The organism is Klebsiella sp. A52 (assembly GCF_018388785.1).
In the GTDB taxonomy this organism is placed as follows: domain Bacteria; phylum Pseudomonadota; class Gammaproteobacteria; order Enterobacterales; family Enterobacteriaceae; genus Klebsiella; species Klebsiella aerogenes.
Window position 1 is genome coordinate 1,293,350 of the sequence record NZ_CP074437.1, and the last position, 24,280, is coordinate 1,317,629.

17 protein-coding genes, 4 tRNA genes and 3 rRNA genes are annotated in these 24,280 nt (G+C 54.7%); 5 read left to right on the forward strand and 19 right to left on the reverse strand.

The window, feature by feature from the left end; translation table 11 throughout:
- The first annotated feature begins 119 nt into the window (after nt 1-119).
- A complete protein-coding gene (gene ilvY / locus KGA69_RS05990; RefSeq protein ID WP_015703964.1) occupies nt 120-1,010 on the forward strand; it encodes an HTH-type transcriptional activator IlvY in 891 nt (296 codons plus the stop codon).
- Here ilvY and ilvA read toward each other — a convergent pair.
- The 6 genes from ilvA to ilvL all read right to left on the reverse strand — a co-directional run bounded on the left by ilvA (nt 1,007) and on the right by ilvL (nt 7,553).
- Complete coding sequence (ilvA, locus tag KGA69_RS05995) at nt 1,007-2,551, reverse strand: threonine ammonia-lyase, biosynthetic (RefSeq protein ID WP_045395545.1); 1,545 nt, start codon at nt 2,549-2,551, stop codon at nt 1,007-1,009. The genes ilvY and ilvA overlap by 4 nt on opposite strands.
- Before the next feature lie 2 nt (nt 2,552-2,553).
- Nucleotides 2,554-4,404: a dihydroxy-acid dehydratase gene (gene ilvD / locus KGA69_RS06000; protein ID WP_015368896.1), complete on the reverse strand. Its 1,851-nt coding sequence runs from the start codon at nt 4,402-4,404 to the stop codon at nt 2,554-2,556.
- Nucleotides 4,405-4,464: 60 nt separating this feature from the next.
- Nucleotides 4,465-5,394 (reverse strand): branched-chain amino acid transaminase, encoded by a 930-nt coding sequence (locus KGA69_RS06005; RefSeq protein WP_008807980.1) that lies wholly within the window; start codon nt 5,392-5,394, stop codon nt 4,465-4,467.
- A 19-nt stretch (nt 5,395-5,413) separates the two neighbouring features.
- Nucleotides 5,414-5,671, reverse strand: coding sequence for an acetolactate synthase 2 small subunit (ilvM, locus tag KGA69_RS06010; RefSeq protein WP_015368897.1), 258 nt, complete (start codon nt 5,669-5,671; stop codon nt 5,414-5,416).
- Complete coding sequence (gene ilvG / locus KGA69_RS06015) at nt 5,668-7,314, reverse strand: acetolactate synthase 2 catalytic subunit (RefSeq protein ID WP_045395543.1); 1,647 nt, start codon at nt 7,312-7,314, stop codon at nt 5,668-5,670. The genes ilvM and ilvG overlap by 4 nt, the downstream gene beginning before the upstream one ends.
- Before the next feature lie 140 nt (nt 7,315-7,454).
- A complete protein-coding gene (ilvL, locus tag KGA69_RS06020; protein ID WP_001311244.1) occupies nt 7,455-7,553 on the reverse strand; it encodes an ilv operon leader peptide in 99 nt (32 codons plus the stop codon).
- Between the two features lie 354 nt (nt 7,554-7,907).
- Here ilvL and KGA69_RS06025 point away from each other — a divergent pair, with 354 nt between their 5' ends.
- The gene (locus KGA69_RS06025) at nt 7,908-9,428 is read left to right on the forward strand and encodes a YifB family Mg chelatase-like AAA ATPase (protein ID WP_045395541.1); all 1,521 of its coding nucleotides are present in this window, start codon (nt 7,908-7,910) and stop codon (nt 9,426-9,428) included.
- A gap of 22 nt (nt 9,429-9,450) precedes the next feature.
- On the opposite strand, the gene KGA69_RS06030 is transcribed toward KGA69_RS06025, so the two are convergent.
- A complete protein-coding gene (locus KGA69_RS06030; protein WP_045362345.1) occupies nt 9,451-9,789 on the reverse strand; it encodes a MaoP family protein in 339 nt (112 codons plus the stop codon).
- Between the two features lie 118 nt (nt 9,790-9,907).
- On the opposite strand from KGA69_RS06030, the gene hdfR reads away from it, so the two are divergent.
- On the forward strand, nt 9,908-10,729 hold the full coding sequence (gene hdfR / locus KGA69_RS06035) for an HTH-type transcriptional regulator HdfR (protein ID WP_045395539.1): 822 nt from the start codon (nt 9,908-9,910) through the stop codon (nt 10,727-10,729).
- 102 nt (nt 10,730-10,831) lie between these two features.
- On the opposite strand, the gene KGA69_RS06040 is transcribed toward hdfR, so the two are convergent.
- From KGA69_RS06040 to KGA69_RS06070, 7 genes are all read right to left on the reverse strand, one after another.
- A tRNA-Trp gene (locus KGA69_RS06040) sits at nt 10,832-10,907 on the reverse strand.
- Between the two features lie 52 nt (nt 10,908-10,959).
- Nucleotides 10,960-11,036: transfer RNA gene (locus tag KGA69_RS06045), tRNA-Asp, on the reverse strand.
- A 56-nt stretch (nt 11,037-11,092) separates the two neighbouring features.
- Nucleotides 11,093-11,208: ribosomal RNA gene (rrf, locus tag KGA69_RS06050) — 5S ribosomal RNA — on the reverse strand.
- 96 nt (nt 11,209-11,304) lie between these two features.
- A 23S ribosomal RNA gene (locus KGA69_RS06055) occupies nt 11,305-14,210 on the reverse strand.
- Nucleotides 14,211-14,380: 170 nt separating this feature from the next.
- Nucleotides 14,381-14,456: transfer RNA gene (locus tag KGA69_RS06060), tRNA-Ala, on the reverse strand.
- 106 nt (nt 14,457-14,562) lie between these two features.
- Nucleotides 14,563-14,639: transfer RNA gene (locus KGA69_RS06065), tRNA-Ile, on the reverse strand.
- 71 nt (nt 14,640-14,710) lie between these two features.
- Nucleotides 14,711-16,250: ribosomal RNA gene (locus tag KGA69_RS06070) — 16S ribosomal RNA — on the reverse strand.
- The 16S, 23S and 5S rRNA genes sit together here with 4 tRNA genes alongside, the layout of an rRNA operon.
- Nucleotides 16,251-16,746: 496 nt before the next feature.
- On the opposite strand from KGA69_RS06070, the gene KGA69_RS06075 reads away from it, so the two are divergent.
- Complete coding sequence (locus KGA69_RS06075) at nt 16,747-17,448, forward strand: FadR/GntR family transcriptional regulator (RefSeq protein WP_045396024.1); 702 nt, start codon at nt 16,747-16,749, stop codon at nt 17,446-17,448.
- A 13-nt stretch (nt 17,449-17,461) separates the two neighbouring features.
- Nucleotides 17,462-18,859 carry a multidrug transporter subunit MdtD gene (gene mdtD / locus KGA69_RS06080; RefSeq protein ID WP_045396023.1) on the forward strand — a complete coding sequence of 466 codons (1,398 nt, stop codon included), beginning with the start codon at nt 17,462-17,464 and terminating at the stop codon, nt 18,857-18,859.
- Here the strand turns inward: mdtD and rbsR are convergent.
- The 5 genes from rbsR to rbsA all read right to left on the reverse strand — a co-directional run bounded on the left by rbsR (nt 18,856) and on the right by rbsA (nt 24,278).
- Entirely contained in the window at nt 18,856-19,848 is a 993-nt protein-coding gene (gene rbsR / locus KGA69_RS06085; protein ID WP_072251486.1) for a ribose operon transcriptional repressor RbsR, read from the reverse strand. The genes mdtD and rbsR overlap by 4 nt on opposite strands.
- A gap of 3 nt (nt 19,849-19,851) precedes the next feature.
- Nucleotides 19,852-20,784: a ribokinase gene (rbsK, locus tag KGA69_RS06090; RefSeq protein WP_161801952.1), complete on the reverse strand. Its 933-nt coding sequence runs from the start codon at nt 20,782-20,784 to the stop codon at nt 19,852-19,854.
- 99 nt (nt 20,785-20,883) lie between these two features.
- Complete coding sequence (rbsB, locus tag KGA69_RS06095) at nt 20,884-21,774, reverse strand: ribose ABC transporter substrate-binding protein RbsB (RefSeq protein WP_045396020.1); 891 nt, start codon at nt 21,772-21,774, stop codon at nt 20,884-20,886.
- A gap of 27 nt (nt 21,775-21,801) precedes the next feature.
- Nucleotides 21,802-22,767: a ribose ABC transporter permease gene (rbsC, locus tag KGA69_RS06100; protein WP_015368991.1), complete on the reverse strand. Its 966-nt coding sequence runs from the start codon at nt 22,765-22,767 to the stop codon at nt 21,802-21,804.
- A 5-nt stretch (nt 22,768-22,772) separates the two neighbouring features.
- Nucleotides 22,773-24,278, reverse strand: coding sequence for a ribose ABC transporter ATP-binding protein RbsA (gene rbsA, locus KGA69_RS06105; protein WP_015368992.1), 1,506 nt, complete (start codon nt 24,276-24,278; stop codon nt 22,773-22,775).
- Nucleotides 24,279-24,280: the final 2 nt, after the last annotated feature.

Below are 24,280 nucleotides of genomic sequence, written 5' to 3' on the forward strand. Positions count from 1 at the left end.
GTTCGGTTCGCGTTTTGCGAGAATGAACCCACTATATGACAGGAATTTCGTTGCGAAAATTGATATATTCACAACATCACATTGCAATAACTGCAACGTTATTCTCAGGGGATTGAGCCATGGATTTACGCGATCTGAAAACCTTTCTGCATCTGGCGGAAAGCCGCCATTTTGGCCGTAGCGCGCGGGCTATGCATGTCAGTCCCTCCACGCTTTCGCGGCAGATTCAACGCCTGGAAGAGGACCTCGGCCAGCCGCTGTTCGTTCGCGATAATCGCACCGTGACCCTAACCGAGGCCGGCGAAGAACTCCGCACCTTTGCCCAGCAGACTTTATTGCAGTATCAGCAACTGCGCCACGCCATCGACCAGCAGGGGCCGTCACTCTCCGGCGAGCTACATATTTTCTGCTCCGTGACCGCCGCATACAGCCATCTGCCACCGATTCTCGACCGCTTTCGCGCCGCGCATCCTTCGGTAGAGATAAAGTTATCGACCGGCGACGCCGCTGATGCGATGGAAAAAGTGGTCACTGGAGAAGCCGATCTGGCCATTGCCGGTAAGCCGGAGACGCTGCCGGGCTCGGTGGCGTTTTCGATGCTGGAAAATCTTGCGGTGGTGCTGATCGCCCCGGCGTTACCCTGCCCGGTGCGCAATCAGGTCACGGTCGAGCATCCCGACTGGGCAACGGTGCCGTTTATCATGGCCGATCAGGGCCCGGTGCGCCGCCGCATCGAGCTGTGGTTCCGTCGCCATAAAATCAGCAATCCATCCATTTACGCCACCGTCGGCGGCCATGAAGCCATGGTATCGATGGTCGCCCTCGGCTGCGGCGTGGCGCTACTGCCGGAAGTGGTGCTGGAAAACAGCCCCGAGCCGGTCCGCAATCGCGTGATGATCCTCGATCGCAGCGATGAGAAAACGCCATTTGAGCTGGGCGTCTGCGCACAAAAAAAGCGGCTGTACGAGCCGCTTATTGATGCGTTCTGGAAAATCCTGCCTAACCACTAGCCCGCGAGGAAAAAGCGGAACGCCGGGTTATGGGTTTCGTCATGACACTCGTAGCCCAGTTCATTAAGACGGGTTTCGAAGTCCGGCTCATGCTCGCCAAGCTCAAACGCCGCCAGAACGCGGCCAAAATCGGTGCCGTGGCTACGATAGTGGAACAGCGAAATATTCCAGTGGGTGCCGAGCGTGTGCAGAAACTTGAGCAGCGCGCCTGGTGATTCCGGGAACTCGAAGCTAAACAGGCGCTCCTGCAGCGGTTTAGACGGCCGTCCGCCGACCATATAGCGCACGTGCAGTTTCGCCATTTCGTCATCGGAAAGATCGACCACGCTGTAGCCGCCTTCGCTCAGTAAATCGAGGATCTCTTTACGCTCATCCAGCCCGCGGCTCAACCGCACGCCAACGAAAATACAGGCATCTTTGGCATCGGCAAAACGGTAGTTGAACTCGGTGACTGAACGGCCGCCCAGTAGCTGGCAGAACTTAAGAAAACTCCCCTTCTCCTCCGGTATCGTCACCGCCAGCAGCGCTTCGCGCTGCTCCCCGAGCTCGCAACGCTCAGAAACGTAGCGTAGTCCGTGGAAGTTAACGTTGGCGCCGGACAGGATGTGAGCCAGACGCTCGCCGCGGATGTTATGCTGGGCGATATACTTTTTCATCCCCGCCAGCGCCAGCGCGCCGGAGGGCTCCGCTACCGCCCGCACATCTTCGAACAGATCTTTCATCGCCGCGCAGATAGCATCGCTATCGACGGTGATGATGTCGTCCAGATACTCCTGGCATACACGGAACGTTTCATCGCCGATGCGCTTCACCGCCACGCCTTCAGCGAACAAACCGACGCGCGGCAGATCCACCGGATGACCGGCATCCAGCGCCGCTTTCAGACACGCCGAATCTTCCGCTTCGACCGCTATCACTTTAATCTGCGGCATCAGCTGCTTGATAAGCACCGCCACGCCTGCCGCCAGACCGCCGCCGCCAACCGGGACGAATACGCGGTCAATGTGGGCATCCTGCTGCAGCAGCTCCAGCGCCAGCGTTCCCTGACCGGCGATGACCATCGGGTGATCGAACGGCGGCACCCAGGTAAACCCCTGCTGCTGCGCCAGCTCAATCGCGCGGGCTTTCGCTTCGTCAAAGTTGGCGCCGTGCAGTAGCACTTCGCCGCCAAAGCCGCGAACGGCATCGACTTTGATATCGGCGGTCGCTACCGGCATCACGATCAGCGCCTTAACACCCAGCCGGGAGGCAGAGAACGCCACGCCCTGCGCATGATTACCCGCCGAAGCGGTGATCACGCCATTTGATTTTTGTTCCGCCGTCAGGCCGGACATCATCGCGTAGGCGCCGCGCAGCTTAAAGCTATGCACCGACTGGCGGTCTTCGCGTTTCACCAGAATAACGTTATCCAGCCGCGAAGAGAGCTTATCCATTTTTTGCAGCGGCGTTTTCTGCACCGCTTCATAAACCGGCGCGCGCAGTACCGCCCGGAGATACTCCGCCCCCTCAGGGGCGGCGGATAGGGGTTGCGACTCGGCCATGATTAACCCCCAAGTTTTGATTTATCGCGCACGGCGCCCTTGTCGGCACTGGTCGCGAGGCTGGCGTAAGCGCGCAGCGCGAAGGAGACCTGGCGCTCGCGGTCTTTCGGCGTCCACGCCTTATCGCCACGCGCTTCTTGCGCTTCGCGACGGGCGGCGATTTCGGCATCGCTGAGCTGCAGCTGAATACCGCGGTTCGGAATATCGATAGCAATCATGTCGCCATCTTCGATGATCGCGATGTTGCCGCCGCTCGCGGCTTCCGGCGATACGTGGCCGATGGAAAGCCCGGAGGTGCCGCCGGAGAAACGGCCATCGGTGATCAACGCGCACGCTTTGCCAAGACCCATGGACTTGAGGAAGGTGGTCGGATAGAGCATCTCCTGCATTCCCGGCCCGCCTTTCGGCCCTTCATAGCGAATAACCACGACGTCGCCTTCCACGACTTTGCCGCCGAGGATAGCCTCAACCGCTTCGTCCTGGCTTTCATAAACTTTCGCCGGGCCGGTAAATTTCAGGATGCTATCGTCGACGCCAGCGGTTTTGACGATACAGCCGTTTTCGGCAAAGTTACCGTACAGTACTGCCAGGCCACCGTCTTTACTGTAGGCATGTTCCAGAGAACGGATACATCCCTCAGCGCGATCGTCATCCAGCGTATCCCAGCGGCAATCCTGCGAGAACGCCTGGGTAGTACGGATCCCCGCCGGACCGGCGCGGAACATTTTTTTCACCGCGTCGTCCTGGGTCACCATCACATCGTACTGTTCCAGGGTCTGCGGCAGCGTCAGGCCAAGGACGTTTTTAACATCGCGGTTGAGTAACCCCGCGCGATCCAGCTCGCCGAGAATACCCAGCACGCCACCGGCGCGGTGCACGTCTTCCATATGGTATTTTTGCGTACTCGGCGCCACCTTACACAGCTGCGGCACTTTGCGGGACAGCTTGTCGATATCACTCATAGTGAAGTCGATTTCGGCTTCCTGCGCCGCCGCCAGCAGGTGCAGTACGGTATTGGTTGAGCCGCCCATTGCGATATCGAGAGTCATGGCGTTTTCAAATGCCGCCTTGCTGGCGATATTGCGCGGCAGCGCGGAAGCGTCGTCCTGCTCGTAGTAGCGTTTGGTCAGTTCAACGATACGTTTACCGGCGTTGAGAAACAGCGCTTTACGGTCGGCATGGGTCGCCAGCAGAGAACCATTACCCGGCTGCGACAGGCCTAATGCTTCGGTCAGGCAGTTCATTGAGTTCGCGGTGAACATCCCCGAGCACGAACCGCAGGTCGGACAGGCGGAACGCTCCACCTGTTCGCTCTGATCGTCAGAGACTTTCGGGTCTGCCCCCTGAATCATGGCATCAACCAGATCCAACTTGATGATTTTGTCAGACAGCTTAGTTTTCCCGGCTTCCATCGGACCGCCGGAAACAAAGATCACCGGAATATTCAACCGCAGGGAGGCCATCAGCATCCCCGGGGTGATTTTGTCGCAGTTGGAGATACAGACCATGGCATCGGCGCAGTGGGCGTTAACCATGTACTCGACTGAATCGGCGATGAGCTCGCGGGATGGCAGTGAATAGAGCATACCCCCGTGCCCCATGGCGATCCCATCATCCACCGCGATGGTGTTGAATTCTTTAGCGACGCCGCCCGCAGCTTCAATCTGCTCGGCAACCAGTTTGCCGAGATCGCGCAGATGCACGTGCCCTGGAACAAACTGGGTAAAGGAGTTAACAACGGCGATGATTGGTTTGCCGAAATCGGCATCGGTCATCCCGGTTGCGCGCCACAGCGCGCGGGCGCCCGCCATATTGCGGCCATGTGTGGTGGTGGCGGAACGGTACTTAGGCATGCTCTTTTTACTCCCATCTCTGTTTATGCAATGGGACGGTGCGTGCCGTCCCATTTTTAATCACTTACTTACCGGATCCAGCCAGCCCCATTTATCTTCCGTTTCACCGGTGAAGAGGCCAAAGAAGGCTTCCTGAATGCGTTTGGTCACCGGACCGCGGCGGCCTGCGCCGACCTGGATACCGTCAACGCTGCGTACCGGCGTGATTTCCGCAGCGGTACCGGACATGAACACTTCATCCGCCAGGTACAGAGATTCGCGGGACAGCACCTGCTCGCGGACTTCGATACCGAGATCTTTCGCCAGCTTGATGATGGCGTCGCGGGTGATACCCGGCAGCGCGGAAGAGGTAAACGGCGGAGTAAACAGCACGCCATCTTTCACCTCAAACAGGTTTTCGCCTGCGCCTTCGGAGATATAGCCGTTAACGTCCAGCGCGATACCTTCCTGATAACCGTGACGACGCGCTTCGCTGCCGACCAGCAGAGAGGAGAGATAGTTGCCGCCCGCTTTCGCTGCGGTTGGGATGGTGTTAGGCGCCGCGCGGTTCCAGGAAGAAACCATCGCATCGATCCCCTGCTCCAGCGCTTCTGCGCCAAGGTATGCACCCCACGGGAACGCCGCGATGATAACGTCGGTTTTGTAACCGTCCGGCGGGTTAACGCCCATGCCAACATCGCCAACAAACACCAGCGGACGGATATAAGCGCTGGTCAGTTTATTGGTACGGATAACTTCGCGGCAGGCTTCCATCAGCTCGTCAACGCTCTGAGAAACCGGGAAACGGTAGATTTTGGCTGAATCATGCAGACGCTGCATGTGTTCACGATGGCGGAACACCACTGGCCCTTTGTGAGAATCGTAGCAGCGGATACCTTCGAATACCGAAGTCCCGTAGTGCAGCGCGTGGGACATGACGTGTACTTTCGCCTCGCCCCATGGAGTCATCTCGCCATTGAACCAAATGTAATCAGCTTTCTTCGTCGTCATTTTTTTTATTCCTCTGCGCTCAGGCGCGGATTTGTTGTGATGTGGGTTGCTGGATCTCGACGCAGGCGACGTCGACCAGTTTGCGTAACTGACTAAACAGTAATTCGACGGGCCGCTGGCTGGCAACGGTCAGTTCGATATTTATGTTTTGCGCATCCGACGCGGTTTCCATATTCATTGAGCAGATTTGAAAACCGCGATGGCGCACCACGCGCAGCACGCGTTCTAAGGTTTCGGGGTTGAAGCGAGCCTGTAAAGCGACCTGATGTTGCATCATGATAATTTCTCCAGCATTTCTGCATTACTGGCGCCGGGCGGCACCAACGGCCAGACATTCTCAAGTTCATCGATTGAGACATGAAGCAGGTATGGCCCCTGGCTCGAAAGCATGGTGTCGAGTGCCGCTTCAACCTGGTCTTTACGGGTGATGTGCTGGCCTGGAATGCCGAAAGCGCTGGCCAGCGTAAGAAAATCAGGATTATCGGTAAGCGTGGTTTCGCTGTAACGCTCCTGGAAGAACAGTTGCTGCCACTGGCGAACCATACCTAAACGTTGGTTATCCAGCAGCACGATTTTCAACGGTAACTGCTTGCGCTTAACGGTGCCCAGCTCCTGCACGTTCATCATGAAAGAGCCATCGCCGGAGATACAGATAACCGTATCGTCCGGGCGGGCCACCTGCGCACCGACGGCTGCCGGCAGGCCGAAGCCCATGGTGCCCAGGCCGCTGGAAGTGATGAAATTTTCCGGACGGGTATAGGTCATGTGCTGGGCCGACCACATTTGGTGCTGGCCGACATCGGTCGTCACGACGCAATCCGCCGGTTTGCGATCGGAAAGCTGCTTGAGCAACAGCGGCGCGTAGATCGCCTCGCCGGGATGATCGTAACGCCAGGCGTGCTCCGCGCGCAGCTGCGCGTTGTGCTCGCGCCACGCATCGATGGCCAACGGCTGCTGCAACGCTGGCAGCATGGCGTTTAAATCTCCAGTTAAAGCGACGTGCGCCTGGCGCAGTTTGTTCAGCTCGGCCGGGTCAATATCCATATGGATTACTTTGGCGTGCGGGGCAAAGGTATTCAGCTTGCCGGTCACCCGGTCATCAAAACGGGCGCCGACGGCAATCAGTAAATCGCACTCCTGCACCGCCAGATTTGCCGCCTTGGTGCCATGCATACCGAGCATGCCAAGGTAATACGGATAATCCGCGGCAACGGCGCCCAACCCTTTCAGGGTGCAGGTGACAGGCATCTTCGTCACCGCCAGAAATTTGCGCACGGCCGGTACCGCTTGCGCCATTCCGACGCCGCCGCCCACGTACAGCATCGGCTTATGGGACTGCGCAAGCATCGCTAACGCCTGCTCGACTTCTGCGTGAGGAAACTCAACATCGTCAGGAACGGTAGAGAAATGCGGATCTAATTCGCCTTTAGCCAGCTGGATATCCTTAGGGATATCAACCAGTACCGGGCCAGGACGGCCTGAGTTTGCCACCTGGAAAGCCTCCGCGATCACGCGCGGCAGCTCTTCCAACGACTGCACCAGGAAACTGTGTTTGGTGCAGGCCAGCGACAAACCGAGAACGTCCACTTCCTGAAAAGCATCGGTGCCGATAAACGGCGCCGCCACCTGGCCGGTGATCGCAACAACAGGCACGGAATCAAGTAACGCATCCGCCAAACCGGTGATCAGGTTGGTGGCGCCAGGGCCGGAAGTGGCGATGCAGACTCCGGTTTTGCCGGTCGCGCGGGCATAACCGATAGCGGCCATTGCGGCACCCTGCTCGTGTCGACACAGCAGGTGTTCCACGCCGCCGTCATACAATGCATCGTAAACCGGCATAATCGCGCCACCCGGATAGCCAAATACCGTATCGACACCCTGTGTTCGCAAAGCATGTACCACCCACTGCGCCCCGTTCATAGTTACTTCCCCGTCATAGATCGGGAGAAACAGAATTTTATGCTAAAACCCATCTTCTGCTCCTCGCTTATGTTTTTTAAGTTATAAAAAAACCCCCGGACCTTTCGGTGCGGGGGTCTTAGTTCGTTAAGGCTTGATTTCTAAGCCTTTCCTCGTCCAAGTGCAGCCCCGCACGGTGGGATAATAATCACCACCACGCTAATCACGACCAGGCTAATCACTCGTAGAAGGGCTGTCATTTTCTGTTCTTTCTGGCTTCTTGTTCGAAGGAATACCTAAAGAGTTACCACAGACATCACATTAAGCACAAGATTTTTTTATGTTCCATTTTCTGATCTTGCTAACGATTTTTATTAAACCAGTTGTTTTTAAAAAGAAAAAAATAAAATGAAAAAAATTCAGCTTATTCTCGCGTTTGCTGCAGTGTTTCACGGCATTAAAACGGCTTCATGACGGATTTGCGCGCGTACTCCCAAGACAATGAAAATGCAAAACTTTGCAGGTAATTGTCTGGAACAGGCAACGTAAAGTTAAATATTCACAGGTTTATGAAACCGTTTGAATAGACATAATCATTCCGCTCAGGAGGCGTTATGTCACTCGCAATTGTCTATACCCGCGCGGCGCTCGGGGTCAGCGCGCCGCTAATTACTGTCGAAGTCCATATCAGCAACGGACTCCCCGGCTTGACGATGGTCGGTCTACCGGAAACCACGGTAAAGGAAGCCCGCGATCGGGTGCGTAGCGCCATTATTAACAGCGGCTACAGCTTTCCAGCGAAGAAGATAACCATCAATCTCGCACCCGCCGATCTGCCCAAAGAAGGAGGGAGATATGATTTACCTATTGCTCTCGCGCTCCTGGTCGCTTCGCAGCAGCTTGCCGCACCGAAACTTAATCAGTATGAGTTTATTGGCGAATTAGCCCTTACAGGCGCGTTACGCGGCGTTCCAGGGGCTATATCCAGCGCTATGGAGGCAATAAAAGCCGGGAGGAAGATCATCGTTGCCGGAGATAATGCCGAAGAGGTCGGTTTGATTGGCGGCAATGAGTGCCTTATAGCCGGACACCTGCAGGAAGTTTGCGCGTTTCTGGAGGGGAAACATACTCTGCAACCGCCAGCTGGCGAAATCGCGACAGACGACAATGATTATGACGATCTCGGCGATGTCATTGGCCAACAGCAGGGAAAACGCGCGCTGGAGATAGTCGCAGCTGGCGGTCACAATTTGCTCTTGATGGGTCCGCCGGGGACAGGAAAGACGATGCTCGCCAGCCGTTTACCGGGGCTTTTACCGCCGCTAACCAACCAGGAAGCGCTGGAAAGCGCGGCTATTCTCAGCCTCGTCAATGCTCATTACGTCACGCGCCAGTGGCGTCGGCGGCCTTTTCGCGCCCCTCACCATAGCGCTTCGCTAGCGGCGATGGTCGGCGGCGGCTCAATCCCGGCCCCTGGAGAGATCTCCCTTGCACATAACGGTATTCTGTTTCTTGATGAACTACCCGAATTCGAACGTCGGGTTCTGGATGCACTACGAGAGCCCATCGAATCAGGAAAAATTCATCTTTCCCGCACTCGGGCTAAGATTGATTATCCCGCAAGATTTCAGCTGATTGCCGCCATGAACCCCAGCCCAACAGGACATTATCAGGGTCAGCATAATCGGGCCACGCCGGAACAGACCCTACGCTACCTGGGCCGATTATCAGGGCCATTTCTCGACCGCTTCGATCTTTCGCTTGAAATTCCGCTCCCTCCGCCGGGCGTATTAAGCCGGGGTGGCGGCGGCGAAGAGCGAAGCGCCACCATCCGATTACGGGTATTAGCGGCGCGCGACAGACAGCTCGTACGGCAGAATAAACTGAACGCGCAACTGGATAGCGGGGAGATAAAAGTCTGGTGCAAGCTGAAAGAAGACGACGCGATATGGCTGGAACAGACGCTGTCACTATTAGGGCTTTCAATCCGCGCATGGCAACGTTTACTGAAAGTTTCGCGTACTATCGCCGATCTTAATGAGGATAGGGATATTGAACGTCATCATTTGCAGGAGGCGCTAAGCTACCGGGCTATCGACCGCATGTTAAATCACCTGCAGACGCTGATGGCATAAAAAAAGGGCTTTCGCCCTTTTTTTAATCGTCGCTTTCAGTGTAGTCTTCAGCGCCTTCAACCTGCGGCTTGCCGCCAGATAAGGTATGAAAACGCTTCGGACGTTTGATTCGCGCCATATACTTAATCCAAACGCGTTCCGCGTCGGTTACTGGCTCACGTTCGCCGTGACATACCGCAACGAACTGTTTTTCATCTTCGGTAACAGGCTCGCGTTTACCCAATTCCAGCTCATTAAAGGCGTAACCATGACGTTCAAGCAGTTGCGCCTCTTTGATGGTGAAATCACCGTGACGGGAGAACCCGCGTGGATAATTTTTATTGTCGAAAAAACGATTAGTCGTCGTAAAGCTTTCCGCCATCCTACACGCTCCTGATTCTTTGGCCGAGCTATTTATGGCGCGGAGTATTAGTTACGCTTGACAGAGCGTCAAACAAAACATTTAAATCATCACGACAAATAATTTTGCGGAGAAGAGTGTGGACACGGAATTGCTCAAAACTTTCCTTGAAGTGAGCAGAACTCGCCACTTTGGACGGGCAGCGGAAGCGCTTTATTTAACACAATCAGCGGTTAGCTTCCGCATTCGTCAGCTGGAGAACCAGTTGGGCGTGAATCTATTTACCCGCCATCGTAACAATATTCGCCTGACGTCAGCCGGCGAGAAACTATTGCCCTATGCCGAAACGTTGATGAATACCTGGCAGGCCGCGCGTAAGGAGGTCGCCCACTCTTCTCGCCATAATGAATTTTCGATCGGCGCCAGCGCATCGCTGTGGGAATGCCTGTTGAACGGTTGGCTGGGGACACTCTACAACGATCCCTATAACCTGCAATTTGAGGCGCGGATAGCCCAGCGCCAGTCATTAGTAAAGCAGTTGCATGAACGCCAGCTTGATCTCCTGATCACCACTGAATCACCGAAGATGGATGAATTAAGCAGCCAGTTATTGGGTCATTTCACCCTGGCGCTCTATTGTGCCGCGCCGGGAAAAAATAAGAATGATTTGAACTACCTGCGCCTGGAATGGGGACCAGACTTCCAGCAAAACGAAGCGGGTTTGATCGGTAGCGATGATGTGCCGCTGTTGACAACGAGCTCCGCCGAACTGGCTTATCAGCAACTCAGTACGCTGAACGGTTGTACCTGGTTACCCGTTAGTTGGGCACAGCAGAAAACCGGCCTGCACACGGTGACCGATAGCGCGACGCTTTCACGTCCTCTGTATGCCATCTGGCTACAAAATAGCGATAAGCAGGCACATATTCGCGAGATCCTGAAAAGCAGCATCCTGGAATAGCGATCTGACTCCATGGATGGAGTGACCAAAAGGCAAGAAAGGCAGTGTGAGGGAAGAAATTAAAGACAAAAAAAATCCTTTGCCGAAGCAAAGGATTATATATGGCAGGGGCGGAGAGACTCGAACTCGCGACACCCGGTTTTGGAGACCGGTGCTCTACCAACTGAGCTACGCCCCTAAATCTTTCTCGCTATTAAGCCCGCTAATATAGCAGGCTTAATATAAATAAGTGGCGGAACGGACGGGACTCGAACCCGCGACCCCCTGCGTGACAGGCAGGTATTCTAACCGACTGAACTACCGCTCCACCGAATTTTTTCTACATCTACCGGTTTAATGCCCCGGTTTTACTGCAAATTTGATGCCTGGCAGTTCCCTACTCTCACATGGGGAGACCCCACACTACCATCGGCGCTACGGCGTTTCACTTCTGAGTTCGGCATGGGGTCAGGTGGGACCACCGCGCTATCGCCGCCAGGCAAATTCTGTTTTACCAGCCCGTCTTATCGACGCACTGATTAATCTGTATCACGCTGAAAATCATCTCAAATCCGCCAAAACACCTTCGGCGTTGTAAGGTTAAGCCTCACGGTTCATTAGTATCGGTTAGCTCAACGTATCGCTACGCTTACACACCCGACCTATCAACGTCATCGTCTTTAACGTTCCTTCAGGAGACTTAAAGTCTCAGGGAGAACTCATCTCGGGGCAAGTTTCGTGCTTAGATGCTTTCAGCACTTATCTCTTCCGCATTTAGCTACCGGGCAATGCCATTGGCATGACAACCCGAACACCAGTGATGCGTCCACTCCGGTCCTCTCGTACTAGGAGCAGCCCCCCTCAATTCTCCAGCGCCCACGGCAGATAGGGACCGAACTGTCTCACGACGTTCTAAACCCAGCTCGCGTACCACTTTAAATGGCGAACAGCCATACCCTTGGGACCTACTTCAGCCCCAGGATGTGATGAGCCGACATCGAGGTGCCAAACACCGCCGTCGATATGAACTCTTGGGCGGTATCAGCCTGTTATCCCCGGAGTACCTTTTATCCGTTGAGCGATGGCCCTTCCATTCAGAACCACCGGATCACTATGACCTGCTTTCGCACCTGCTCGCGCCGTCACGCTCGCAGTCAAGCTAGCTTATGCCATTGCACTAACCTCCTGATGTCCGACCAGGATTAGCTAACCTTCGTGCTCCTCCGTTACTCTTTGGGAGGAGACCGCCCCAGTCAAACTACCCACCAGACACTGTCCGCAACCCCGATAAGGGGCCAACGTTAGAACATCAAACATTAAAGGGTGGTATTTCAAGGTTGGCTCCACGCAGACTGGCGTCCACGCTTCAAAGCCTCCCACCTATCCTACACATCAAGGCTCAATGTTCAGTGTCAAGCTATAGTAAAGGTTCACGGGGTCTTTCCGTCTTGCCGCGGGTACACTGCATCTTCACAGCGAGTTCAATTTCACTGAGTCTCGGGTGGAGACAGCCTGGCCATCATTACGCCATTCGTGCAGGTCGGAACTTACCCGACAAGGAATTTCGCTACCTTAGGACCGTTATAGTTACGGCCGCCGTTTACCGGGGCTTCGATCAAGAGCTTCTCCTTACGGATAACCCCATCAATTAACCTTCCGGCACCGGGCAGGCGTCACACCGTATACGTCCACTTTCGTGTTTGCACAGTGCTGTGTTTTTAATAAACAGTTGCAGCCAGCTGGTATCTTCGACTGATTTCAGCTCCACCCGCAGGGGCTTCACCTACATATCAGCGTGCCTTCTCCCGAAGTTACGGCACCATTTTGCCTAGTTCCTTCACCCGAGTTCTCTCAAGCGCCTTGGTATTCTCTACCTGACCACCTGTGTCGGTTTGGGGTACGATTTGATGTTACCTGATGCTTAGAGGCTTTTCCTGGAAGCAGGGCATTTGTTACTTCAGCACCGTAGTGCCTCGTCATCACACCTCAGCGTTAAAAAGGTACCGGATTTACCTGGAACCTCCGCCTACATGCTTAAACCGGGACAACCGTCGCCCGGCTAACATAGCCTTCTCCGTCCCCCCTTCGCAGTAACACCAAGTACAGGAATATTAACCTGTTTCCCATCGACTACGCCTTTCGGCCTCGCCTTAGGGGTCGACTCACCCTGCCCCGATTAACGTTGGACAGGAACCCTTGGTCTTCCGGCGTGCGGGCTTTTCACCCGCATTATCGTTACTTATGTCAGCATTCGCACTTCTGATACCTCCAGCAACCCTCACAGGCCACCTTCGCAGGCTTACAGAACGCTCCCCTACCCAACAACACATAGTGTCGCTGCCGCAGCTTCGGTGCACAGTTTAGCCCCGTTACATCTTCCGCGCAGGCCGACTCGACCAGTGAGCTATTACGCTTTCTTTAAATGATGGCTGCTTCTAAGCCAACATCCTGGCTGTCTGTGCCTTCCCACATCGTTTCCCACTTAACTGTGACTTTGGGACCTTAGCTGGCGGTCTGGGTTGTTTCCCTCTTCACGACGGACGTTAGCACCCGCCGTGTGTCTCCCGTGATAACATTCTTCGGTATTCGTAGTTTGCATCGGGTTGGTAAGTCGGGATGACCCCCTAGCCGAAACAGTGCTCTACCCCCGAAGATGAGTTCACGAGGCGCTACCTAAATAGCTTTCGGGGAGAACCAGCTATCTCCCGGTTTGATTGGCCTTTCACCCCCAGCCACAAGTCATCCGCTAATTTTTCAACATTAGTCGGTTCGGTCCTCCAGTTAGTGTTACCCAACCTTCAACCTGCCCATGGCTAGATCACCGGGTTTCGGGTCTATACCCTGCAACTTAACGCCCAGTTAAGACTCGGTTTCCCTGCGGCTCCCCTATACGGTTAACCTTGCTACAGAATATAAGTCGCTGACCCATTATACAAAAGGTACGCAGTCACACCATAAAGGTGCTCCCACTGCTTGTACGTACACGGTTTCAGGTTCTTTTTCACTCCCCTCGCCGGGGTTCTTTTCGCCTTTCCCTCACGGTACTGGTTCACTATCGGTCAGTCAGGAGTATTTAGCCTTGGAGGATGGTCCCCCCATATTCAGACAGGATACCACGTGTCCCGCCCTACTCTTCGAGTTCACAGCCTGTGCATTTTGGTGTACGGGACTATCACCCTGTACCGTCGGACTTTCCAGACCGTTCCACTAACACACAAGCTGATTCAGACTCTGGGCTGCTCCCCGTTCGCTCGCCGCTACTGGGGGAATCTCGGTTGATTTCTTTTCCTCGGGGTACTTAGATGTTTCAGTTCCCCCGGTTCGCCTCGTTAACCTATGTATTCAGTTAACGATAGTGTGACGAATCACACTGGGTTTCCCCATTCGGACATCGCCGGCTATAACGGTTCATATCACCTTACCGACGCTTTTCGCAGATTAGCACGTCCTTCATCGCCTCTGACTGCCAGGGCATCCACCGTGTACGCTTAGTCGCTTAACCTCACAACCCGAAGATGTTTCACTTCTGATTGCGAAAATTTGAGAGACTCGAACACACATTGACTGTGTGTCGTTTCAATTTTCAGCTTGATCCAGATTTTTAAAGAGCAAAACTTCGCAGTGAACCTTTTCAGGTACACTCTGAAGTTTTCTTGTTTTTTGCAGTAATAATGGTGGAGCTATGCGGGATCGAACCGCAGACCTCCTGCGTGCAAAGCAGGCGCTCTCCCAGCTGAGCTATAGCCCCATCGTAGTTATCTCTTTACCGGTAATTTTTCCTGAGACAAGGCGTGGTGAAGCGAAGCATACTGAAGTATGCGAGCTTTGCCACAACGCAGTATTCAGGGAAAATTTGGTAGGCCTGAGTGGACTTGAACCACCGACCTCACCCTTATCAGGGGTGCGCTCTAACCACCTGAGCTACAAGCCTGCAGAGATTACTTACTGCTGTATTTTCATCAGACAATCTGTGTGAGCACTACAAAGGCAGGTTCTTTAAGGTAAGGAGGTGATCCAACCGCAGGTTCCCCTACGGTTACCTTGTTACGACTTCACCCCAGTCATGAATCACAAAGTGGTAAGCGCCCTCCCGAAGGTTAAGCTACCTACTTCTTTTGCAACCCACTCCCATGGTGTGACGGGCGGTGTGTACAAGGCCCGGGAACGTATTCACCGTAGCATTCTGATCTACGATTACTAGCGATTCCGACTTCATGGAGTCGAGTTGCAGACTCCAATCCGGACTACGACATACTTTATGAGGTCCGCTTGCTCTCGCGAGGTCGCTTCTCTTTGTATATGCCATTGTAGCACGTGTGTAGCCCTACTCGTAAGGGCCATGATGACTTGACGTCATCCCCACCTTCCTCCAGTTTATCACTGGCAGTCTCCTTTGAGTTCCCGGCCGGACCGCTGGCAACAAAGGATAAGGGTTGCGCTCGTTGCGGGACTTAACCCAACATTTCACAACACGAGCTGACGACAGCCATGCAGCACCTGTCTCAGAGTTCCCGAAGGCACCAAAGCATCTCTGCTAAGTTCTCTGGATGTCAAGAGTAGGTAAGGTTCTTCGCGTTGCATCGAATTAAACCACATGCTCCACCGCTTGTGCGGGCCCCCGTCAATTCATTTGAGTTTTAACCTTGCGGCCGTACTCCCCAGGCGGTCGACTTAACGCGTTAGCTCCGGAAGCCACGCCTCAAGGGCACAACCTCCAAGTCGACATCGTTTACGGCGTGGACTACCAGGGTATCTAATCCTGTTTGCTCCCCACGCTTTCGCACCTGAGCGTCAGTCTTTGTCCAGGGGGCCGCCTTCGCCACCGGTATTCCTCCAGATCTCTACGCATTTCACCGCTACACCTGGAATTCTACCCCCCTCTACAAGACTCTAGCCTGCCAGTTTCGAATGCAGTTCCCAGGTTGAGCCCGGGGATTTCACATCCGACTTGACAGACCGCCTGCGTGCGCTTTACGCCCAGTAATTCCGATTAACGCTTGCACCCTCCGTATTACCGCGGCTGCTGGCACGGAGTTAGCCGGTGCTTCTTCTGCGAGTAACGTCAATCGCTAAGGTTATTAACCTTAGCGCCTTCCTCCTCGCTGAAAGTACTTTACAACCCGAAGGCCTTCTTCATACACGCGGCATGGCTGCATCAGGCTTGCGCCCATTGTGCAATATTCCCCACTGCTGCCTCCCGTAGGAGTCTGGACCGTGTCTCAGTTCCAGTGTGGCTGGTCATCCTCTCAGACCAGCTAGGGATCGTCGCCTAGGTGAGCCATTACCCCACCTACTAGCTAATCCCATCTGGGCACATCTGATGGCATGAGGCCCTAAGGTCCCCCACTTTGGTCTTGCGACGTTATGCGGTATTAGCTACCGTTTCCAGTAGTTATCCCCCTCCATCAGGCAGTTTCCCAGACATTACTCACCCGTCCGCCGCTCGTCACCCGAGAGCAAGCTCTCTGTGCTACCGCTCGACTTGCATGTGTTAGGCCTGCCGCCAGCGTTCAATCTGAGCCATGATCAAACTCTTCAATTTAAGTTTGATGCTCGTGAATTAAACTTCGTAATGAATTACGCATGTTCACTCAGAGACTTGGTATTCATTTTTCGTCCGAGGACGTTAAGAATCCATGTCACTTTGAGTGCCCACACAGATTGTCTGATAAATTGTTAAAGAGCAGTTGCAACGCGGCTTTCAGCTCACCGTTGCGAGGTCCCGTATATTACGTTTTCCTCATTCAGAGTCAAGCGTTTATTTTCACTTTTCTCTGTCGGTTTTCAGCGTCGTATTTTACTGCTGAAACCCTGCTGACCCGGCGGCTTGCTTGCCGTTGTTCCGTGTCAGTGGAGGCGCATTATAGGGAGTTCTGAGACGTTGACAAGCCCTGTTTTCAAAAAACTTTTCAACCGTCTCTTTTTTCGCCAAAGCGGATGTTGAAATCGTAAAAAATGGCCCTTTTGCTGTTTTAACCACCGAAATAAGCCGTCAGGTGGCATACTGATGAAGTAGAAAAGAGAAAGGAACGGCATTCATGTCTATAAGCGCACAGCAGCTGGCGGCACAAAAAAACATCTCCTGGGTCATCGCGGAGAAGATCGCCCAAAAAATCCTCACTGGCGAATATCCGCCAGAGAGCATCCTTCCCGGTGAAATGGAGCTGGGCGAACAGTTTGGCGTCAGCCGGACGGCAGTACGAGAAGCGGTAAAAACGCTGGCGGCTAAAGGCATGCTGCTTCCGCGTCCGCGTATCGGTACTCGCGTTCTGGCGCGCAGCAGCTGGAACTTTCTGGATAAAGAACTACTCGCCTGGTGGCTGACGGAAGATAATTTCGAAGAAGTGGTTAGCCATTTCCTGGTGATGCGTAGCAGCCTGGAGCCTCAGGCCTGTTTTCTGGCGGCGATTGCCGGTACCTCCGAGCAGAAAGCGCAGCTCAATACGTTAATGGAAGAAATGATCGAGCTGAAAAGACATTTTATCCGCGAACGCTGGATTGAAGTCGATATGGCCTGGCATGAACATATTTATGCGATGAGCGGCAACCCGTTTCTCACCTCTTTCGCGTCGTTATTCCATTCGGTATATCAGACCTATTTCACCTCGATTACGCAAAATGAAGTCGTTAAACTGGACCTGCACCAGGCTATTGTTGACGCCATTCAGGAAAGCGATGGTCCGCGCGCGCAGCTTGCCTGCCAGACATTGTTGAATACCCCAAACCACACAGGTAAATAAAGAAGGAAAAGGCATGACCGGGAAGAAAGGGCGGAGTATGGCCGGACTGCCGTGGATTGCGGCCATGGCTTTCTTTATGCAGGCGCTGGACGCCACTATTCTTAATACCGCGCTTCCCGCTATTGCGCATAGCCTTGGTCACTCCCCGCTGGCGATGCAATCCGCCATTATCAGCTACACCCTGACGGTAGCGATGCTGATCCCGGTGAGCGGTTGGTTGGCCGACCGCTTCGGCACCCGCAAAGTCTTTATCATTGCCGTCAGCCTGTTTACCTTAGGTTCCCTTGCCTGCGCGCTTTCCACTTCGCTACCCGAACTGGTTGTCTTCCGCGTCATCCAGGGGATCGGCGGCGCAATGATGATGCCGGTTGCGCGTCTGGCGCTGTTACGCGCCTATCCGCGTAGCGAACTGCTGCCGGTACTCAACTTCGTTACCATGCCTGGCCTGGTCGGCCCCATTCTCGGTCCTGTACTCGGCGGCGTGTTAGTCACCTGGGCCAGCTGGCACTGGATTTTCTTGATTAACATCCCGATTGGTATCATCGGCATTCTCTACGCCCGCAAATATATGCCGGACTTCACCACGCCCCGCCGTCGTTTCGATACCAGCGGCTTTGTTCTTTTTGGGTTAAGTCTGGTGCTGTTCTCCAGCGGTATTGAACTCTTTGGCGAGAAAATCGTTGCCAGCTGGATGGCGCTGTCCGTCATCGCCCTGAGCGTCGTGCTCATGCTGGCCTATATTCGCCATGCTCGTCGCCATCCCACGCCGCTGATTTCACTCTCCTTATTTAAGACCCATACCTTCTCTGTCGGGATCGCCGGCAACCTGGCCACACGGTTAGGAACCGGCTGCGTACCGTTCCTGATGCCTCTGATGCTACAGGTCGGTTTCGGCTACCCGGCCATTATCGCCGGCTGCATGATTGCGCCGACGGCCATTGGCTCGATTATCGCCAAGTCGACCGTCACACAGATACTACGCTGGTTTGGTTATCGCAAAACGTTGGTGGGGGTCACTATCTTTATTGGTTTGATGATCGCGCAGTTTGCGTTGCAGTCGCCAGGAATGCCGCTGTGGCTGCTACTACTGCCGCTATTTGTGCTGGGGATGGCGATGTCCACGCAGTTCACCTCGATGAACACCATTACGCTTGCTGATTTAACCGATGACAATGCCAGTAGCGGCAACAGCCTACTCGCGGTAACCCAGCAGCTGTCCATTAGCCTTGGCGTGGCCATCAGCGCGGCAGTTCTGCGTTTTTATGAAGGATTTGATAACGCCAGCACCATCGAACAATTCCACTATACCTTTATCACGATGGGTGCGATCACCGTGGTATCAGCGCTGATGTTTATGCTGCTCAGAGCTAAAGATGGCCGCAACCTGATAACGGAGCGGCACAAGCACTAAGCTGAACCGCGAACCACCAGTTCGGGAGTAAGCTGCACGCGCTGCTGTTTTTGCCCGGGATCCGCCATGCGGTGAATCAGCACATCGATAGCCAGCTCCCCAAGTTCATCTTTGGGTTGATGAATAGTGGTGAGCGGCGGGGTCATATAGCGCGCCAGTTCAATATCGTCATACCCCACCAGCGCCATATCCTGCGGAATACGCAACCCGGCCTGATACAGCGCCTGATACGCGCCGACCGCCATCGCATCATTACCGACAAATACCGCCTGCGGCCGTGGCGTTAACGCCAGCAGTTGCTGCATCGCGGTAAAACCGCCGCCAAATTCAAAATCGCTGGTAATGACATAACCTTCGGCGACATCCAGCCCGGCGCGCGCCATCGCCGCATGGTAGCCTTCCAGGCGAAGTCGCGACGGCGTCTTATCCAGCGGCCCGGCAATGCAGGCAATACGGGTATGACCGCGATCGATCAGATACTGGGTCGCCATATCGCCACCGAGCAACGAATTATCCTGAATGAGATCGCTGTCGCCGTCGAACGGCGCCCAGTCCATCATCACCGTCGGCACCGACGGATAACGCTGCATGATCTCCTGGGAAGGTTGATGCGTTTCGGTGCACAGCAGCAGCAGACCATCGACGCGTTTTTGCATCAGCGTTTCCAGATTGCGATTCATCCGCTGCTCATCGCCTTCGGTATTACATAAAACCAGGCTGTAGCCGCGCTCGAAACAGCTGCGTTCCACGCCGCGCACCAGCTCCGAATAAAACGGGTTAGTACTGGCGGTGATCAACATGCCGATGGTTCGCGTCTGATTTAACTTGAGGCTACGCGCCAGCGCCGAAGGTGCGTAGTTAAGACTTTTGATCGCCGCATCAACTTTGGCGGTAATCGCCTCGCTGACAAAGCGGTCTTTATTAATGACGTGAGAAACGGTCGAGGTGGAAACGCCCGCGACGCGGGCCACATCCTTCATGGTAGCCAAGCATTACCCCTGTTGACGCAAGAATTCGTCGATCTCTTTGCGCCACGGCACAGACGGTTGCGCTCCCTTACGGGTGACGGCAATCGCGGCGGCAGCATGGGCAAAACGGATGGCGTCTGCCACTTCACGGCCTTCCAGCAGCGCGGTGACAAATGCGCCATTAAAAGTGTCGCCAGCGGCAATCGTATCGATGGCCTGAACTTTAAATCCGGGGACCCGGCGGCTTTCGCCCTCGCAGCTTAACCACACGCCGCGGCTGCCGAGAGTAATCATCACCGTACCAATCCCTTTCGCATGAAGCGCACTGGCGGCTTTCGCGGCATCGTCGTCGCTTTCAACGCGAATACCGGTCAGCTTTTCCGCTTCGGTTTCATTCGGCGTAATGACATCCACCAGCGCCAGCAGTTCATCTGAAAGTTCGCGCGCCGGGGCAGGGTTAAGCACCACGGTAGTCTGATGCTGATGAGCGATTTTCGCAGCGGCCATCACGCTCTCCAGCGGCGACTCCAGCTGCATTAACAATGCCTGCGCGCTGGCAATTCGTTCTTTTTCCGCCTCAACCTGAGAAACAGAAAGCGCCGCATTAGCGCCGGCATGAATACCGATGACATTCTCACCTTCCGCGTTAACGAAAATTAACGCGACGCCGGTTGATTCGCCAGCAACGGCACGCACAGGCGCCACGTCGATGTTATCGCTCGCCAGCTGGCGGCGAACGCGTTCGCCGATATCGTCATCGCCAGTACAAGCAATGAAGGCAATATCCGCGCCGCTACGCCCGGCAGCGACAGCCTGATTGGCGCCTTTACCGCCGAAAGCCACTTGATAGTGGTTTCCGGTAACGGTTTCACCTGGAGTAGGGAAGGATTCAAGGTTAAGAATGTGATCGGCATTGATGCTGCCAAGGACGACAAGTTTGCCTGCGGTTTTCATCATCTTTGTTCCCGGGAAAGCGCGCCACCGGACTCCGGTGGCGCATGCCCTGCTTTTCTTTTTTATGTTGTCCCTCGGACCGTTGCCGGCCCGAATCGCATTTTACTGCTTAATGACCAGTTTCAGCTCAACCGGATAGCTGGCATCCACTTTTTCACCCTTCAGCACTTTATCAGCGGTTTCGACGCCTTTAACGCCGATCTGCTCCGGCAACTGGGCGATGGTCGCTGCCAGTTTGCCACTATTTACTGCTTTTTCGCCATCCGGAGTGCCGTCAAATCCAACCACCATCACATCAGATTTTCCAGCAGTCTGCAGCGCACGCAGCGCGCCCAGCGCCATTTCGTCGTTCTGCGCAAACACCGCCTGCACGTCCGGATGCGCCGTCAGCAGGTTCTGCATCACGTTCAGACCTTTGGTACGGTCGAAGTCAGCGGGTTGGCTGGCCAGTACGTTGAACTTATGCGCCGCCACGGCCTGTTTGAAACCTTCGCCGCGCTCGCGCGCCGCAGAGGTACCGGCAATGCCTTGCAGCTCAATGACTTTCGCATTTTCCCCGACTTTCTTCGCGATATAGTCGCCGGCCATTTTACCGCCCAGCACGTTATCGGAAGCAATATGACTCACCACATCGCCTTTTGAAGCCTGGCGGTCCAGGGTAATAACCGGGATTTTAGCCTGGTTCGCCATCTTCACCGCATTGCCGACAGCATCGGAGTCGGTTGGGTTAATCAGCAGCAGTTTGGCGCCGCGAACCGTTAAGTCCTGTACGTTCGCCAGCTCTTTCGCCGGGTTATTCTGGGAATCCAGCACCACCAGGTTGTAGCCCAGCTTATCGGCTTCTTTCTGCGCGCCGTCTTTCAGAGAAACGAAGAAGGGGTTATTCAGGGTAGAGATAACCAGTGCGATGGTATCTTTCGCCATCGCGTTTGCGCTAACGGTCGCGCTTAGAGCAACAGCAGAGACCAGGGTCGCCAGTTTTTTCATATTCATAGTTAAGATGTCCTGTAGAGTTCTCAGTTACTGCTTTTTGTTATCTACCAGTACCGCCAGCAAAATCACCACCGCTTTGACGATCATCTGGTAATAGGAAGAAACGCCTAAAAGGTTCAGACCATTGTTCAGGAAGCCAAGAATCAACGCGCCAATCAGCGTGCCGACGATACGACCTTTACCACCTGCCAGGCTGGTGCCGCCAAGTACGACCGCTGCGATCGCGTCTAATTCATAGCCCGTCCCCGCCGTCGGCTGCGCAGAGGAAAGACGCGCCACTTCGATGATCCCGGCCAGTGAAGCCAACATTCCGCACAGCGCATAGACGATGATTTTCACTCTATTCACGCTGATGCCGGAAAGCCGCGTCGCCGCTTCGTTACCGCCCAGGGCATAAATATAACGGCCCAGGCGAGTATGGTGCAGCATGTACCAGGCCGCCAGGAAGACAATCGCCATAATCCATACCGGCGTCGGGATCCCAAGCGGGCGCCCGATACCGAACCAGCCAAACAGGTCGGCGTTATCGCTAAAGCCGGTGTTGATCGGGCTGCCGTTGGTGTAAACCATCGTCACGCCGCGCAGCAGCAGCATCATCACCAGGGTGGCGATAAACGCCTGCACGCGCCCTTTCGCGACAATTACCCCGGTCACCGCGCCAATAGCCGCACCGAGCGCCAGCGCGGCGGCAACGGCCACCAGCGCATTCACTTCGATACCGACGATAGACGCCGCGACGGCGCCGGTCAATGCCAGCAGAGAACCGACGGACAGGTCGATCCCCGATGTCAGAATGACCAGCGTCATCCCGACCGCCATGATGGCGTTAACGGAAGTCTGCTGCAGAATGTTGAACAGGTTATTAACGGTAAAAAAGTTAGGGCTCATGGTCGAAACGATCGCGATCAGCACCAGCAGGGCGATCAGCGATTTTTGCTCCATCAGCCACGCTTTAGTGAAATAGCGGCGACCAGTAACAGCCTGGGTAGTCATCTTTTTTACTCCTGATTCACACGGTTAAGCTTGCCCACAGCGGCAGCCATCAATACTTCCTGGGTGGCCTGCTCGCGTGTGAATTCACCGCCGAGATGCCCTTCATGCATCACAATGATGCGATCGCTCATGCCCAGCACTTCCGGCATCTCAGAAGAGACAAGGATGATGCTCAGGCCATCGGCTTTAAACTGGTTAATCAGCTGGTAGATCTCTTTCTTCGCCCCGACGTCGACGCCACGGGTTGGTTCGTCGAGGATCAGCACTTTCGGCCGGGTCATCAGCCCGCGAGCGATAGCGACTTTTTGCTGGTTCCCCCCAGAAAGCAGGCCAATTGCCTGCTCCATTGAAGGCGTCTTCACATTAAAAAGCCGAATGAAATCGCTGACCGCCTGCTGTTCATCTTTATGCTTAAGGCTACCGCCCGCCCTGCTGAAGTAGCGCAGCGCGGTTAATGACATGTTTTCTTTGACCGACATCCCAAGCACCAGTCCATCACGCTTACGGTCTTCAGAGATATAGACAATGCCGTTCGCCAGGCCATCCTGCGGCGAACGGGTGACGACTTCATGGCCATCCAGCGTCACGGAACCGCTGCTACGCGGCAGCGCGCCGTACAGCACCTTCATCAGTTCAGTACGCCCGGCGCCCATCAGCCCGGCAACGCCGAGGATTTCGCCCTGACGCAGGGTAAACGTCACGTTTTCCACCCCGGATCCGCAGAGATTATCGACCTTCAGACGTACCGCGCCGGGTGCCTTATCGAGATGCGGATATTGATCTTCCAGCTTACGGCCAACCATCATCTCGATCAGTCGGTCTTCATCCAGCGAAGCCACTTCACGCTCGGCAATAAATTGCCCGTCGCGAAATACGGTGACGTCATCGCAGATTTCGAAGATCTCTTTCATGCGGTGGGAAATATAGACAATGCCGCGCCCCTGCGATTTCAATTCGCGGATGACGCGGAACAGCGATTCGGTCTCGGTGTCGGTCAGGGCATCGGTGGGCTCATCCATAATGATGACCTTCGATTCGAAGCTCAGCACTTTGGCGATTTCCACCATTTGCTGATCGCCAATCGACAGATCGCCCACCAGCTTCTGGCTGTTAAAACGTAAATTCAGCTTCGCCAGCAGCTTGTCCGCTTCGGCATACATCTTTTTCCAGTCGATTTTGCCAAAGCGGTTAACGAACTCGCGGCCAAGGAAGATGTTCTCGGCAATCGTTAATTGCGGGATCAGGTTGAGTTCCTGGTGAATGATGCCGATACCGGCTTCCTGTGAGGATTTTGGGCCGTTAAAGGTCGTTTCTTTACCTAACCACAGCAAAGAACCGGCATCACGGGTATAGATACCGGTGAGTACCTTCATCATTGTCGATTTACCGGCGCCATTTTCCCCTACCAGCGCCATTACCCGGCCAGCATAGACATTCAGCGCCGCGCCGGAGAGCGCTTTGACGCCAGGGAACGCTTTATCGATCCCTTTCAGCTGTAATAAAGCTTCCATGG